Origin of the sequence: Microbacterium sp. SS28, from assembly GCF_022761035.1 — a bacterium.
GTDB lineage: Bacteria > Actinomycetota > Actinomycetes > Actinomycetales > Microbacteriaceae > Microbacterium.
Window position 1 is genome coordinate 735,329 of record NZ_JAKWJP010000002.1, and the last position, 14,172, is coordinate 749,500.

The following is a 14,172-nucleotide window of genomic DNA, read 5'->3' on the forward strand; positions in this document are numbered from 1 at the left end:
GCCGCCGGAGGCGCGTCCACGTCCCCGGATCACGCTGTGAGCGGGTCGGCGCGCCGCACGAGCCGCCGCACCCGACCCGCCGCCCGCACGACGGCGCGCAGCGGCATCCCGATCGCGAAAGCGGCGAAGCCGCTCGGCGTGCGGTCGTGCGGTCCGAGCACGAGCTTGCGCTCCCACGCGTCGCGCAGCGTTCCCCCGACGCGGGCGAGCGGCGGCTTGGCGGGCAGGCGCCCCGCACGCCGGCGGGCGACGAGCTCGGCGAGGAAGTAGGGCAGATCGTCGTCGTCGGACTCGTGGAAGTAGTTCTCGCGCAGCCACGACGGCGACGGATGCCGCAGCCGTCGTGCCATGACGTCCGCCTCGCCCGCGAGCAGGTCGCTGCCCCGGAAGACCTCGTTGATGAGTTCGGGCGAGACGCCGAACGTGTCGAGGGCGATGACGGGGATCCCGCGCGCGACGGCCTCGATCGCCGCCGTCGAGCTGACCGTCACGAGGCCCTCCGCCGAATCGAGCGCGACCGACATCGGCACCGCCGACGTCACGAGGTTGGGCGGGACCGGCCCGAGCGACGCGATGAGCCCGTCGAGCGGGTCGACCTCGCGGTGGGTCTGATGCTCACCGGCCGTCGCACGCACCTTGAGCACGACGCGACGCGAGGGATCCGCCTTCGCCGTGTCGATCAGCAGCCGTGCGACGCGCAGCCGGTCGCTGCGCTCGCGCGGCACGATCGCCTGCGCCGCGAAGACGAGGTCCGTGCCGCTCGACGGCGGCTGAGGGCGCGACCCAGCCCGCGCCTGAGCGAAGGGCAAGCGGGCCAGTGCGAACCGCTGATCATGCCCGCGTTCTCGCGCGAGCTCGGCGAACTCGCGCACCTCGCGATGCGAGTGCAGCACGAAGAGGTCGCACTGCGTGCGGTAGACGAGCGCCTTGCGCGTCGCGGGGATCGAGATGCCCGGCAGCCCCGACACGATGACGGGCCGCGGCGAGAGCCCCGCGACGAGCCGCGCCACGACGCGCACGAGGGGACCGCGCGCAGCGACGAGCACGACGTCGGGGCGCAGCGCCGCGAGCGTGCTCTCGAGGGCGTCGAAGGCGACGCGTGAGACGCGGGTGAGCCCGCTGCGCGCGACCGCCGCGCGCTCCTGCGCCCGGCTCACGACGACGGGCGTCTCGAGCACGAGCAGCTCGGCCTCCGCGGCGCCGCCCAGTCCGCCGAGCAGGGACGCCGCCCACTTGACGTAGGAGTCCGTGTCGGCGACGCCGACGATGCGCAGCGGTGCCGCGGGCGACGGCGGCGTCGCGGACGTCGGACTCACGCCGGGACGCGCCGCAGCTTCGCCATGGGCGCGTACTCCCCCGGGAAGACGCGCTTGACGCCGTCGCCGAGCGCCGATTCGATGACGCGGATGTCGCGGACGAGGTGCTGCAGACCCGTCGGCTCGAGCGACGCCGCATGGTCCGAGCCCCACATCGTGCGGTCGAGCGTGATGTGCCGCTCGACGGCGACGGCGCCCAGCGCGACGGCGGCGAGCGAGATCTGCAGGCCGCGCTCGTGGCCGGAATAGCCGACCGGCACGCCGGGGTAACGGTCGCGCAGCGCCGGGATCACGCGGAGGTTCGCCTCCTCGGGCTCCATCGGGTACGTCGAGGTCGCGTGCATGAGCACGAGCCGGTCGGTGCCGAGCACGTCGATCGCGCGATCGATCTGGTCGGTCGTCGACATCCCGGTCGACAGGATGACGGGCTTCCCCGTCTCGCGGAGAGCCTCGAGCAGCTCGATGTCGGTCAGCGACGCCGACGCGACCTTGTGCGCGACGACGCCGAGGTCCTCGAGGAACTCGACGCTCGGCACGTCCCACGGCGACGCGAACCAGTCGAGGCCGCGCAGCAGGGCGTGGTCCGAGATCTCGATGTACTCGTCGCGGCCGAACTCGACGCGGCGACGGTAGTCGAGGTACGTCATCGTTCCCCACGGCGTCTCGCGCAGCATCCCGCGCATGTGCTCCGGTGTCGCGAGCTCGGGGGTGCGCTTCTGGAACTTGACCGCGTCGACGCCCGCGTCGGCCGCGACGTCGATGAGCTGCTTGGCGAGCTCGACGTCGCCGTTGTGGTTCAGGCCGATCTCGGCGATGACATAGGCGGGGCGACCGCCTCCGATGACGCGGGTTCCGATCGTGACGGTCACCGTGCACTCCTCTGTTCAGGGGCGGAAAGGGCTTCAGGGGCGCGCGCCGCGAGCACGCGGTCGGCGAGGGCGCGGACGGCGCCCGCGCCGCCGGGCCGCTCGACGACGACGCGCGCCGCGGCGAGGACGAGGGGGTGCGCTTCGGGCACCGCGACGGGCCAGCCGACGAGCTCGAGGCACGCGAGGTCGTTGACGTCGTTGCCGAGGTACGCGATGCGCGAGAGGGGGATGCCGGCGGCCTCGGCCCACGCGGCGAGCGCCGCGGCCTTGTCGTCGACGCCCTGCAGCACCTCGACGCCGAGCTTGCGGGCGCGGGCGCTCACGACGGGGTTGGTCTCGGTCGAGAGGATGAGGAACGGGATGCCGCGCCGCCGCAGCAGCGCGACTCCCATGCCGTCCGACCGACTGACGCGCACCGCCTCACGGCCCGTCTCGTCGACGGAGACGGTGTCGTCGGTGTGGACGCCGTCGAAGTCGGTCACGACGGCGTCGACGTCGATCTGCTCGGGCACGTCGATGAGGCGCGCAAGGGCGCGGGCGCGCTCGAGCTCCGAGGGCGTGTCGATCTCGATCGCCGTCGCCTCGGGCACCTCGATGACGCCGATGCGACCGAAGAAGCGGTGCTGCGCGAGGCGGAACTCCTCCGCGTCCACGATGTAGAACGCGCCAGTCTCGAGGAAGTGCGGCTCGCGGTCCTGACGGCGAGGCCGGTGCGCGGCGTCGTGATTCAGCGCGTGCGCGTGGGAGGCAGCATCCCGGCTCCACAGGAATCCGTACGTCTCGATCGCCGCGAAGGCGCTGTCGAAGATGCGCTCGCGCACGGCGCGCACACCCTCGCCGAGCGCCGCCGCATCGATGAAGGGCGATGTCGCCTGCACGAAGGCCACGGTCTCGACGTCGATCCCGCGTGCCGAGAGCTCGTCGAGGGCGTGCAGCAGAGCGCTCTCCGAGCTCGCGGTGTCGCCCGCGAGCTCGGAGGGACGGTCGACGACCTCGGCACCCCACTCGCGCGCGACGGCGGCGATCTCGGGATCGTCGGTCGTCACGACGACGCGATCGACGACGCCGCTGCGGCGCGCCGCGGCGATCGCGCGCGCGACGAGCGGCACTCCCCCGACGCGGCGCAGGTTCTTGCGCGGCACGCCCTTCGAGCCCCCGCGCGCCGGGATGATCGCGACGACCTCGCTCATGAGACGCCTCCCCGCGCGCGGCTGCGGCCGGGCGTCGACCGGATGACCGAGCCCGTCCCCTCGAGCACGAGCGGCAGCGTCGTGGCGGTGCTCGAGGGCAGAGTGAAGATCTCGAGCGGTCGCCGGGCGCCCGCGAGCACGAGTTCGGCGGGCACGCGCAGCGACGAGAGGGACAGATTCGGGATGCCGCGCACGGCGTCGAGCTGCGCACGGCTCTCGCGGCGGTGTGGGAGGTAGGTCACAGGGCCCGCCGCAGCGACCGACTCGACCCACGCGAGGAAGTCGGCGAGCGTCATGCGCCCGTCGGTCGGGCGGGCGCTGCCCAGCACGATCCGCGGTCCGATCTCGCGGGCAGGGGCGCTCGCACGCGTCCACTCGAAGCGGTGCGGGCGCACGCCGACGCCGAGGTCATCGAGCCGCTCGCGGTCCGCGACGTCGAACGCCGTGAAGAGGGTCACCCGCCGCGCCCGTGCGCGGCGGAGGGTGCGCTCGAGCGCGACCGGCGCGAGGAGCGTCGTCACACGCCCCTCCTCGACTCCCGGGCGGGCGTAGGGCCCCGACCCGGCGAGGGCGCGAGCGAACGCGAGCGTGTTCGCACCGTCGTCGAGGAATGTGAGCGAGGTCGGTCGCAGGATGCTCATGGCGAGCCGGAACTGGCCAGAGAACCCGTCGCCGACGAGCCAGTGGTCGTGCTGCGAAAGGAGCTTCCACGGGATGCCGAGGTACGGCTCGCAGTGCCCGAAGCGCGCGCCCAGGGCGATGAGCTCGTCCGCGGTCTCGGACATCTGGGTCGTCAGGCGACCCGCGATCGGCACGCTCCGCTCGTGGGCGGCGGCCCATTCGGCGGCGCCGACGAGCTGCAGGGGGGATTCCACCCACGCCAGGACAGCGTCGCGACTCATCTCACCCCTCTGGCTCCGGCGTCTCGCAGAGTCCCACCGTGGTCGTGCGGCATGGACGCGCAGCGCACGGCGGGCGACGGCGAGCCTTCCGGCAGGTGAACGTTGCGTGCCCCGTGGGCCCGCTCGCCCTGTGGATAAGCACGGCCGCCGCTCGGGCACGCCGGTTACGGTGGTCGCGTGCTCCCTCGCCTCGCGTCCGCCGCGCTCGCCGTCGTGCTCGCGGCCGGCATCGCGGCCGGCATGGTGACGGGATGCTCCCCCGAGCCCGCACCCGAGGACTCGCCCGCCTTCGCGACCGAGGAGGAGGCCTTCGCCGCCGCCGAGGAGACGTACCGCGCGTACGTGGACGCCCTCAATCAGGTCGACCTGAGCGACCCCGAGACGTTCGAGGACGTCTACGCCTGGACCACCGGTGACCTGAACGCATCGGATCGAAAAGGGTTGTCGAAGTATCACGCCGATGGTTCGACAGTCACGGGATCGTCCGAGATTGCTCTGATTGAACCGGGTGAGATCGATCACCAGACCTTGAACATCCAGATGTCTGTCTGCCTGGATGTATCAGCGGTCGATGTGAGGGATGCCTCGGGTGCGTCACTGGTATCCCCAGACCGGACAGCCGTCCAGAGCCTCACTGTGACTGCAGTGGAAGGCGCGCAGTCGCCGACCGGGCTCTTGATCTCGTCGATAGGGCCGCGCGAAGGTCAGCCGACTTGCTCCATCTAGCCGCGATCCTTCTCCTCGTCAGCTCACCGATTCACCCCGCGGCTGGTGGTCAGTGTGAGGATGTCGGCACCTGGACCGACACCTGCTCGGTTTCAAACGACGGCACCCAGGTCGACGTGAGCGGCTCCCTCACGACCCCCGGCGAGAGCCAACCCGCCCCCGACGGCGGCCCGTCCCGCGGACAGAGCCGTCCCTCACCGCAACCGGCCGACCCCGACTGCACGGCGCTCTGCGAGCGCGGAGGCTACGCGGTCGCGGTGGTCCCCGACCTGACGCTCGAAGACATCGCGTCCTTCCGTCCCGCGGCGCCGACCCTGACGGGTCAGCCCGCCGGGTACGGCGTCGTCGGAATGCCCGCGAATCTCGTGGCCGCGGCATCCGAGCAGCAGTTCGCAGGAAACGTCCTCGGCTGGGACGTCGTCGTCCGCTTCGTCCCGACCGCGTTCGTCTTCGACTACGGCGACGGCACGTCGGGCCGCACGCGCACGGGCGGCGCGACGTGGGAGTCGCTCGGGCAGGCGCAGTTCACCCCGACGGCGACGAGCCACGCATACCGCGCACGCGGCACCTACCCCGTCTCGGTCACGGTCGAGTACACGCCGTCGGTCAGCTTCGGCGCGGCGTTTCGCCCCATCCCCGGCGTCGTCTCGGCGTCCTCGGGCGGATACGAGGTGCGCGTCGTCGAGGTGCGCACGGCGCTCGTCGAGCGCACGTGCCTCGAGGATCCCGCCGGCCAGGGCTGCTGACCGCGCGCTCGGGGCGTCGGCGCCGCGTGGCAGGATGAGCGCATGCCCGACCGCCTCATGCTCCTCGACTCGGCATCCCTCTACTTCCGCGCCTTCTACGGCGTGCCCGACACCGTCCGCGCTCCCGACGGCACGCCCGTCAACGCCGTGCGGGGCTTCCTCGACATCATCACGAAGCTCGTGACGCTGTACCGTCCGACGCACCTCGTCGCGTGCTGGGACGACGACTGGCGGCCGCAGTGGCGCGTCGACCTCATCCCGTCGTACAAGACGCATCGCGTCGCCGAGGTCGTCGCGGGCGCGCCCGACGTCGAGGTCGTGCCCGATCCGCTCGAGATCCAGGTGCCGATCATCCGTGAGGCGCTCGCCCACGTCGGCATCACGATCGTCGGCGCCGCGGAGCACGAGGCCGACGATGTCATCGGCACCCTCGCGACGACCGCGACGCTGCCCGTCGACATCGTGACGGGCGACCGCGACCTCTTCCAGCTCGTGGACGATGCGCGCGACGTGCGGGTCGTCTATACGGCGCGCGGCATGAGCAACCTCGAGGTCGTGACCGATGCGACGGTCGTGACGAAGTACGGCGTGCTCCCCAGCCAGTACGCCGACTTCGCGACACTCCGCGGCGACTCGTCCGACGGCCTTCCCGGCGTCGCGGGCATCGGCGAGAAGTCCGCCGCGACCCTGCTCGCGGCGCACGGAGACCTCCCCGGCATCCTCGCGGCAGCCGAGGCCGGGCAGGGGATGTCGGCGGGCGTCGCCGCCAAGATCGCCAATGCGCTCCCCTACCTCGCCGTCGCACCGCGCGTCGTCGCCGTCGTGAAGGACCTCGACCTGCCGGCCGTCGACGCGCGCCTGCGCCCGCTCGACGATGCGCAGAAGACGGATGCCGCGGCCTTCGCCGAGCGCTGGGCGCTCGGTGCCGCCATGAACCGGATGGTCGGCGCGTTCGACGCGCTCTGAGCAGCGGGTCCCTCAGGCCGGCGAGCCCCTCTGAGCAGCGGGTCGCTCAGGCCGTCGCGCGGCGCGACGCGGCGAGCGCCGCGAGCAGCACGACACAGTAGACGACCGAGAGCCCCAGCATGACGGCCAGGCCGAGCGTCCAGTCGCCCGTCAACTGGTGCAGCGCGCCCAGGAAGGGCGCGCCGAGCGCACCCACCGCGTAGCCGCCGCCCTGCACGAGCGCCGACATCCCGGCGGCTTCCGCGTCGCTGCGCGCGACCGCGACGAGCGCCGTGAAGATCACGACGAAGCCGCCCGAGTGGCCCAGCGCCCCGATCGACACCCACAGCCACAGCAGCTCGGGTGCGACGAGGAGTCCCGTCGTGAGCACGAGCCACGAGACGCAGATGACCGTCGCGGGCACGATTCGCGGCGTGAAGCGCGTGAGGACCGGGATCAGGAGCGCGCCGAAGATGCCGACCCCCTGGTACAGCGACGCGAGCGCTCCCGAGGTCGTCGCGTCGGTCCCCAGCTCGTCGGCCGCGATCGTCGGCAGCCACGTCGAGAGCGCGTAGTAGATCGTCGTCTGCCCCGCGAACGACGCGACGAGCAGCCAGGTCACGGGCCGCGTCAGGATCGATCCGCCCGCGCCGGCCGAGCGCGCGCCGACGACGGGCAGCGGCCCCGTCACCGTCGCGGGATCCAGGTCGAGCCGCGCACCGGGCTCTGCCGGCGCCGAGCGCCCCGAGTACCTGTCTCCCCACTCGTCGCCCGCCCGCCTGCTGCGGCGGACGTGCACGCCCCACAGCGCGATCCCCGCGACCGTGATTCCCGACCAGACGAGCAGCGCGAGCTGCCACCCGATGACCGACGCGATCGGCGCAGTCAGCAGCGACGTCAGCAGAGAGCCGACGTTGAGCGTCGCGGCGTAGGCGGCCGTCACGAAGCCGACGCGGGCGGGAGGCACATCGCGGCGGATGATGACGGGGATCACGACGTTGCCGATCGTGACGGATGCCCCGATCACGACCATCCCCGCGAGCATCCAGCCGAATCCCGGCAGGGCGCGCACGAAGGTGCCGAGCAGCACTCCGCTGAGCGAGAGCAGCAGGGCGAGCTCCGCGCCGGCACGGCGGATCACGAGGGCCGCGAGCGGCGTCAGCAGCGCGAACATCAGGACGGGGGCGGTCGTCAGCAGTCCCGCCGCGGCGGCCCCGATGCCGAGGTCCTGCTCGATCTCGCCCAGGACGGGCGTAGGGGCGACGATCGGACCGCGCAGGCTCAGCGCCGCGACGAGCACACCCGTGACGACGATCCACGGGATGCTGCGGCCCGACGAATCCCCCGAGCGCGCAGTCACCGTTCGAGTCTAGGGATGCCGCTCCTCGGGCAGCCCCGCAGCGATCGTCTCGAGCGCCCACGAGTAGTGGGAGCCGCCGCATTCGCGACAGAACTCCCCGAGCTTCGAGCCGCGCGTCCAGGAGTACACGGCGCCGTCGAAGAGCTCCTCGTCGGAGTGCGTCGCAATCAGGCGCTGCAGGCCGCTGTGCGAGGCATCCAAGCGGCGCTCGACGTCTTCGATCAGGGTGTCCTGCCACCGGTCCCGCAGCACGACGTTGAGGGCGTCGAGCTGTTTCCACGTGAATCCGTCGGCGGGCAGCGCCGGCGCGCCGCCGATCATGCCCTCCTCGTACCAGCCCTCGAGCAGCAGATGCCACGCGAGAAGGTGCGCGAGCACGTCGCGCACGCAGCGATCGCGCGACTCGCCCGCGAAGGCCTCGTCGATGCGACCCGCGTCGCGCAGCCGCTGCACGGCGGACTTCAGGCGGGCGTACTCGTCCGCGTTGCTCTGGATGAGCGCGTCGCGCTGCTCCGTCGCCATCTCGACCCCGTCCTCTCCCCCGCGCCCCCGCGTCTCGGGACACACGATACGCTCCCGCACGCCCGCGGGGCGGGCGGGCGGCGCCCTCTCATCGCGGGCGGCGCGTCCAGTCGCGCAGCCGCTCGAGCGGCCACGTCGTCACGATGCGCTCGCGCGGCACCCCGAGCCGCTCGGCGCGCTCGGCGCCGTAGTCGATGAGCGAGAGCTGGCCCGGGGCATGGGCGTCCGAATCGATGGAGAAGAGGCAGTCCAGCTCCAGCGCGAGGGCCAGCAGATCGTCGGGCGGGTCCTGGCGCTCGGGACGCGAGTTGATCTCGACCGCGACGCCCATCGCGGCACACGCTTCGAAGACGGCTCGCGCGTCGAAGGTCGATTGCGGCCGCGTGCCCCGCGAGCCCTCGACGAGCCGTCCCGTGACGTGGCCGAGCACATCGACGTGCGGATTCGAGACGGCCGCGACGAGCCGGCGGGTCATGGGCCCGCGCTCCATGCGCAGCTTGGAATGGGCCGAGGCGACGACGATGTCGAGCTCGCCGAGCAGCTCGGGCTCCTGATCGAGCTCTCCCGCGTCGAGGATGTCGACCTCGATGCCCCACAGCAGGGTGAACCCCTCCGAGCCTTCACCCGCCACGATGTCCCGCTGCGCACGCAGGCGCTCCGCGCTCAGCCCGTTGGCGACCCGCAGCCGCGGCGAGTGGTCGGTCAGCGCGAGGTACTCGTGCCCGAGCGCGCGACCCGCCGCGGCCATGAGCTCGATCGAGGTGAGCCCGTCCGACCAGTCGCTGTGGCTGTGCAGATCTCCGCGCAGGAGCTTCCGCAGCGCCGAGGTCCGCTCGACGCCGGCGCGCTCCCGCAGATCCGCGAGGTATCCGGGCACTCCTCCCTCGAGCGCCTCCTGGATGACGGCGAAGCTCGAGTCGCCGATGCCCTTGCGTCGACGGAGGGATGCGGCATCCCGCAGCTCCTCGTCGGTGAGCCCCGCGATCGCGTCCGCCGCCGTGCGGAACGCCTTGGACTTGTACCGCGACGCGCGTTCGCGCTCGAGGAGCGTCGCGATCTCGACGAGCGCGTCGTGCGGGTGGACGGCGAACGGCGCGGAGCCCGAGAGGTCTCCCTCGGGATCCGCGCCGTCACGCGATGCCACTACGACGCGGCGACGTTCGACCTCTTGACCACGACCGGCGTGCTCGCGAGGCGCAGGAACGCCCAGCCGAACAGGATCGCGAGGACGCCCATGCCGGCGGCGAAGAGCGCGACGCCGTAGGCGACGACCGAGGTGAACAGCGATGCCCGCAGGAAGGACGCCTGCATGACGGTCGCGCGCACGGGGTCGTCCTGGTCGAGCTCGGCGTAGGTCTTCCCGCCGGATGCCGCGAGCGCGTGCGTGTTGATGATGTCGGCCTGCACGTAGGCCGTGACCGGTCCGGTCACCTGCTGACCCTGGAAGGCGACGGCGTCGTCCGGGATCGTGATGTTCTCGGCCGTGAGCTGCGTCGTCACGGCGATCCACGCGATGATCGCGACGATGATCAGCGCGACGCCGCCGATGATGCCGATGGCGCCCACAGCCTTGACGAGTCCGAGCTTCTTGGCGGGTGTTTCGATGGTGTCGACGGTGGAAGGTGCGTCACTCATGGGTCGTCTCCTCTGCGAAGCGAGTGCAGTGCTCTTGGACGACAAACTAGCGATGCACGCCGCCGCGAGGGAAGGCCCCGCGCCGAAGGTTCCCGGAACGCCTCAGCCCGCGAGTTCCCGCGTGACGGCGACCCATTCGTCGAGCTTGGCCGCGGCCCTGCCGTCGTCGACGGCCGCGGTGGCGACCTCCATCGCCTCGGCGAGGCGGTCGAGGATCGGGCGCTGCACCTGCGCGGCATCCCGGAAGAGCCGGTACGCCACGATGCCGGCAGCCGCGTTGAGCAGCACGATGTCGCGCACCGCGCCCCGCTCGCCGTCGAGCACCCGTCGCACGATCCCCGCGTTGTGAGCGGGGTCTCCGCCCAGCAGATCGTCGATCTCGGCCAGCGGGATGCCGAGGTCGCGCGGGTCGAGGTCGTGCTCGTGGATGTCGCCGCGGCTCACCTCCCACAGCCTGCTGTGCCCCGTCGTCGTGAGCTCGTCGAGGCCGTCGTCCCCGCGGAAGACGAGGGCCGTCGCACCCCGGGTCTGGAAGACGCCCGTGATGAGCGGCACGCGGTCGAGGTGCGCGACGCCGACGGCGTTCGCCTCGGCGCGCGCAGGGTTGCACAGGGGCCCGAGGAAGTTGAAGACGGTCGGCACTCCGAGCTCGGCCCGCGTCGGACCCGCGTGGCGGAATCCGGGGTGGAAGGCCGCCGCGAACGCGAACGTGATGCCGGCGCGGCTGAGCGCCTCGGCGACGGCGTCCGGCGAGAGCGTCAGGTCGACGCCGAGCTCGCCCAGGACATCGCTGGAACCCGACGCCGAGCTCGCCGCCTTGTTGCCGTGCTTGACGACGGGGACTCCGGATGCCGCGGCCACGACGGCCGCTGTCGTCGAGATGTTCACGGTCCCGAAGCGATCGCCCCCCGTGCCCACGATGTCGAGCACAGCGGCGTCGACGGGGAGGGGAAGCGCGGCCTCGAGGATCGCGTCGCGGAAGCCGACGATCTCGTCGACCGTCTCGCCCTTCGCGCGCAGCGCGATGAGGAAGCCCGCGAGCTGCGACGGCGTCGCGTCGCCCGACATGACGCGACGCATGGCCCACGTCGACTCCGACACACTCAGGTCGCGCTTCTCGAGGAGTGCCGTGAGGATCCCCGGCCAGGTGTAGAGCTCCGCCATAAGGCAGAAGCCTAGCCCCGCCGCAGGAATCCGCCGGGCGCCGCCCACGGCGCCGCCGACGAGGCTGCGCAGGCCGAATCTCACGTGGGACTCTCAGCGATCTTTTAGGAGAGCCTAAGTTCCATTGCGGCCAAATCGATGCCTTCCGATGCGAAAATCACGCGCCGAGTTCAGCCATAATGGGGAGCGTGACGACCACGACAGCGACCTACTCTCAGGCCATGCGGTCCGTCAAGCGGCCGGATCCGGTCGCCGTCGGAACCATCGTCTGGCTCGGCAGCGAGGTGATGTTCTTCGCGGGTCTGTTCGCGATCTACTTCACTCTCCGGAGCACCTCCCCCGAACTGTGGGCGGAACGCACCCAGCTGCTCAACATCCCCTACGCGACGGTGAACACCATCATCCTGGTGCTCTCCTCCGTGACGTGCCAGATGGGCGTCTTCGCCGCTGAGCGCTTCCAGCCGTACCGCACCGCCGGATTCTGGAACTTCCGCAAGTGGGGCATGGTCGAGTGGTTCTACCTCACCTTCATCATGGGCGCGGTGTTCGTCTCGGGTCAGGTGTGGGAGTACGCGCAGCTCGTGGCTGAGGGCATGGCGATCAGTGCCGACCCGTACGCGTCGGCGTTCTACCTCACGACGGGCTTCCACGCCCTGCACGTGACGGGTGGACTCATCGCCTTCCTCCTCGTCATCGGCCGCGCCTACGCGGTCAAGAACTTCGGACGCAAGGAAATGACGACCTCGATCGTCGTCTCCTACTACTGGCACTTCGTGGATGTCGTGTGGATCGCCCTGTTCCTCGTCATCTACTTCCTGAAATAGAAGCGGAGCGGATTCCCGACATGGCACGAGAGAACAAGCGCCGCGCTCACGGACGTCGCAGCCCCTGGGCTGCGGCCGCCCTCATCGGCATCGGCCTGCTGCTCACCGGAGGCGCCTACGCAGGCGCCTCTGCCGCGATGGCCGCGACCAACGAGACCCAGGTCGCCACGGCGCTCACGGTCGAGGACGGCAAGAAGCTGTTCCAGGCGAACTGCGCCACCTGTCACGGACTGAACCTCCAGGGCACCGAGTCCGGCCCGTCGCTGTACGGCGTGGGCGAGCTGTCGGTCGAGTTCCAGGTGGCCACGGGCCGCATGCCGCTGCAGGCGCAGGCGCCCCAGGCGCCGCAGAAGCCGGTCCAGTTCACCGAGGAGCAGATCCTCGCAATCGCCGCCTACGTGCAGGATGTCGCCCCCGGCCCGTCCTTCCCCGAGGACGAGGTGCTCGACGGCGAGGGCGACGTGGCACGCGGTGCGGAGCTCTTCCGCATCAACTGCGCCATGTGCCACAACGTCGCGGGCGCCGGCGGCGCTCTCACCGAGGGCAAGTACGCACCTGCGCTCGACAAGACGAGCGCGCTGCACATGTACGCCGCTATGGTCACGGGCCCGCAGAACATGCCCGTGTTCAGCGACATGAACCTGACGACCGAGGACAAGCGCGACATCATCTCGTCCCTGCTCTTCCAGCAGGAGGCGGTCTCGCCCGGTGGATTCACGCTGGGATCGCTCGGCCCCGTCTCGGAGGGCCTGTTCATCTGGATCTTCGGAATCGGCACGCTGATCGCGATCACCGTGTGGATCACCGCGAAGTCCAACTGACACGTCACTGACGAGAAGACGCAAGAGGAGCAGCATGGCACACGAGGAAGACCCGCTCGAGCACGAGAGGGCTTCGTGGAAGCCCTCCCCGGGGCTCGCAGTCGCGGTCACCGACCCGGTGCACACCCCGGAGGTCCCGCCGCACCGTGAGCGGGTGACCGACAAGGATCCCGAGGCGATGAAGCGCGCCGTACGGACGGTCTACACGCTCTTCTACCTGTCGGTGGCTGCGAGCATCTGGGCGATCGCCGCCTACATGCTCTTCCCGATCGAGGACGGCTCGCTCGTCTCGATCCGCGACAACAACCTCTTCATCGGCATCGGCATCGCGCTCGCGCTGCTGGCCATCGGCATCGCCACGATCCACTGGTCGAAGGCGATCATGTCCGACAAGGAGTTCATCGAGCCGCGTCACGCCACGCGCGGTCGTGACTCGACGCGCGCCGCGGCGTACCACGCCTTCGACGACGCGAACGAGGAGTCGGGCTTCGGCCGGCGCGCGATGGTCCGCAACTCGCTCATCGCGGCTCTCGCGGCATCCATCCTCCCCGGCTTGACGCTGTTCCGCGGTCTCGCGCCCCAGGACGTCGACCCCGTCGCAGAGCTCAGCCACACGATGTGGAAAGAGGGCACGCGTCTCGCCCGCGACCCCGAGGGAACGCCCATCCTCGCGTCCGAGGTCACACTCGGCTCGGCCTTCCACGTCATCCCGGAAGACCTCGCGGAGCTCGGCCACGCGGAGGGCTACCTCGAGCAGAAGGCCAAGGCCATCGTCCTGCTCATGCGTCTTCTCCCCGAGCAGCTCGTGCCCGGCGAGAACAAGATGGACTGGACGTACGACGGCATCGTCGCGTACTCGAAGGTCTGCACTCACGTCGGCTGCCCCGTCGCCCTCTACGAGCAGCAGACCCACCACCTCCTCTGCCCCTGTCACCAGTCGCAGTTCGACGTGTCTCGGGGCGCAGCGGTCGTCTTCGGTCCGGCGGCCCGTCCGCTCCCGCAGCTGCCCATCACCGTCGACGACGAGGGCTACCTCGTCGCGCAGAGCGACTTCACCGAACCCGTCGGCCCGAGCTTCTGGGAGCGCCATTGAGTACCGCGACGCACGACTCCGAGCACGAGACGCTCGGAACGGCTGTCCACGACGATGCG

General features: G+C 71.1%; 15 protein-coding genes. 6 read left to right on the forward strand and 9 right to left on the reverse strand.

Going from position 1 to position 14,172, the window contains the following annotated elements:
- Positions 1–29 precede the first annotated feature (29 nt).
- From MJ607_RS08805 to MJ607_RS08820, 4 genes are read right to left on the reverse strand one after another with little or no spacing between them, the layout of a single operon-like run.
- Positions 30–1,316 (reverse strand): DUF6716 putative glycosyltransferase, encoded by a 1,287-nt coding sequence (locus MJ607_RS08805; RefSeq protein WP_243075186.1) that lies wholly within the window; start codon positions 1,314–1,316, stop codon positions 30–32.
- A complete protein-coding gene (locus MJ607_RS08810) occupies positions 1,313–2,185 on the reverse strand; it encodes an N-acetylneuraminate synthase family protein (RefSeq protein ID WP_243075187.1) in 873 nt (290 codons plus the stop codon). Before MJ607_RS08810 ends, MJ607_RS08805 begins: the two co-directional genes overlap by 4 nt.
- The gene (locus MJ607_RS08815; protein ID WP_243075188.1) at positions 2,182–3,375 is read right to left on the reverse strand and encodes an acylneuraminate cytidylyltransferase; all 1,194 of its coding nucleotides are present in this window, start codon (positions 3,373–3,375) and stop codon (positions 2,182–2,184) included. The genes MJ607_RS08810 and MJ607_RS08815 overlap by 4 nt, the downstream gene beginning before the upstream one ends.
- Complete coding sequence (locus MJ607_RS08820; RefSeq protein WP_243075189.1) at positions 3,372–4,277, reverse strand: hypothetical protein; 906 nt, start codon at positions 4,275–4,277, stop codon at positions 3,372–3,374. Before MJ607_RS08820 ends, MJ607_RS08815 begins: the two co-directional genes overlap by 4 nt.
- 177 nt (positions 4,278–4,454) lie before the next feature.
- On the opposite strand from MJ607_RS08820, the gene MJ607_RS08825 reads away from it, so the two are divergent.
- From MJ607_RS08825 to MJ607_RS08835, 3 genes are all read left to right on the forward strand, one after another.
- Entirely contained in the window at positions 4,455–5,003 is a 549-nt protein-coding gene (locus MJ607_RS08825; RefSeq protein ID WP_243075190.1) for a hypothetical protein, read from the forward strand.
- A 116-nt stretch (positions 5,004–5,119) separates the two neighbouring features.
- The gene (locus MJ607_RS08830) at positions 5,120–5,749 is read left to right on the forward strand and encodes a hypothetical protein (RefSeq protein ID WP_243075191.1); all 630 of its coding nucleotides are present in this window, start codon (positions 5,120–5,122) and stop codon (positions 5,747–5,749) included.
- A 42-nt stretch (positions 5,750–5,791) separates the two neighbouring features.
- Positions 5,792–6,715 (forward strand): 5'-3' exonuclease, encoded by a 924-nt coding sequence (locus tag MJ607_RS08835; RefSeq protein WP_243075192.1) that lies wholly within the window; start codon positions 5,792–5,794, stop codon positions 6,713–6,715.
- A gap of 46 nt (positions 6,716–6,761) precedes the next feature.
- Here the strand turns inward: MJ607_RS08835 and MJ607_RS08840 are convergent, their stop codons facing one another.
- The 5 genes from MJ607_RS08840 to trpD all read right to left on the reverse strand — a co-directional run bounded on the left by MJ607_RS08840 (position 6,762) and on the right by trpD (position 11,375).
- Positions 6,762–8,054 carry a CynX/NimT family MFS transporter gene (locus MJ607_RS08840; RefSeq protein ID WP_243075193.1) on the reverse strand — a complete coding sequence of 431 codons (1,293 nt, stop codon included), beginning with the start codon at positions 8,052–8,054 and terminating at the stop codon, positions 6,762–6,764.
- Between the two features lie 9 nt (positions 8,055–8,063).
- Positions 8,064–8,576: a ClbS/DfsB family four-helix bundle protein gene (locus MJ607_RS08845; protein WP_243075194.1), complete on the reverse strand. Its 513-nt coding sequence runs from the start codon at positions 8,574–8,576 to the stop codon at positions 8,064–8,066.
- An 88-nt stretch (positions 8,577–8,664) separates the two neighbouring features.
- Positions 8,665–9,720, reverse strand: a complete 1,056-nt coding sequence (locus MJ607_RS08850) for a PHP domain-containing protein (RefSeq protein WP_243075195.1) — start codon at positions 9,718–9,720, stop codon at positions 8,665–8,667.
- The gene (locus MJ607_RS08855) at positions 9,720–10,211 is read right to left on the reverse strand and encodes an aromatic ring-opening dioxygenase LigA (RefSeq protein ID WP_243075196.1); all 492 of its coding nucleotides are present in this window, start codon (positions 10,209–10,211) and stop codon (positions 9,720–9,722) included. The genes MJ607_RS08850 and MJ607_RS08855 overlap by 1 nt, the downstream gene beginning before the upstream one ends.
- Before the next feature lie 102 nt (positions 10,212–10,313).
- Positions 10,314–11,375 (reverse strand): anthranilate phosphoribosyltransferase, encoded by a 1,062-nt coding sequence (gene trpD / locus MJ607_RS08860; RefSeq protein ID WP_243075197.1) that lies wholly within the window; start codon positions 11,373–11,375, stop codon positions 10,314–10,316.
- Between the two features lie 179 nt (positions 11,376–11,554).
- On the opposite strand from trpD, the gene MJ607_RS08865 reads away from it, so the two are divergent.
- The 3 genes from MJ607_RS08865 to MJ607_RS08875 are packed head-to-tail and all read left to right on the forward strand — an operon-like array spanning position 11,555 to position 14,113.
- A complete protein-coding gene (locus MJ607_RS08865; RefSeq protein ID WP_243075198.1) occupies positions 11,555–12,199 on the forward strand; it encodes a heme-copper oxidase subunit III in 645 nt (214 codons plus the stop codon).
- Between the two features lie 20 nt (positions 12,200–12,219).
- Positions 12,220–13,020, forward strand: coding sequence for a c-type cytochrome (locus MJ607_RS08870; RefSeq protein WP_243075199.1), 801 nt, complete (start codon positions 12,220–12,222; stop codon positions 13,018–13,020).
- A 34-nt stretch (positions 13,021–13,054) separates the two neighbouring features.
- Positions 13,055–14,113 carry a ubiquinol-cytochrome c reductase iron-sulfur subunit gene (locus tag MJ607_RS08875; RefSeq protein ID WP_243075200.1) on the forward strand — a complete coding sequence of 353 codons (1,059 nt, stop codon included), beginning with the start codon at positions 13,055–13,057 and terminating at the stop codon, positions 14,111–14,113.
- Positions 14,114–14,172 lie beyond the last annotated feature (59 nt).

What these genes read in the sequence shown, in the direction of transcription:
- MJ607_RS08815 (WP_243075188.1), bottom strand. Translation starts at nt 3,375, where the DNA reads ATGAGCGAGGTCGTCGCGATCATCCCGGCGCGCGGGGGCTCGAAGGGC.
- MJ607_RS08820 (WP_243075189.1), bottom strand. Translation starts at nt 4,277, where the DNA reads ATGAGTCGCGACGCTGTCCTGGCGTGGGTGGAATCCCCCCTGCAGCTC.
- MJ607_RS08835 (WP_243075192.1), top strand. Translation starts at nt 5,792, where the DNA reads ATGCCCGACCGCCTCATGCTCCTCGACTCGGCATCCCTCTACTTCCGC.
- MJ607_RS08845 (WP_243075194.1), bottom strand. Translation starts at nt 8,576, where the DNA reads ATGGCGACGGAGCAGCGCGACGCGCTCATCCAGAGCAACGCGGACGAG.
- MJ607_RS08855 (WP_243075196.1), bottom strand. Translation starts at nt 10,211, where the DNA reads ATGAGTGACGCACCTTCCACCGTCGACACCATCGAAACACCCGCCAAG.
- trpD (WP_243075197.1), bottom strand. Translation starts at nt 11,375, where the DNA reads ATGGCGGAGCTCTACACCTGGCCGGGGATCCTCACGGCACTCCTCGAG.
- MJ607_RS08865 (WP_243075198.1), top strand. Translation starts at nt 11,555, where the DNA reads ATGGGGAGCGTGACGACCACGACAGCGACCTACTCTCAGGCCATGCGG.
- MJ607_RS08870 (WP_243075199.1), top strand. Translation starts at nt 12,220, where the DNA reads ATGGCACGAGAGAACAAGCGCCGCGCTCACGGACGTCGCAGCCCCTGG.
- MJ607_RS08875 (WP_243075200.1), top strand. Translation starts at nt 13,055, where the DNA reads ATGGCACACGAGGAAGACCCGCTCGAGCACGAGAGGGCTTCGTGGAAG.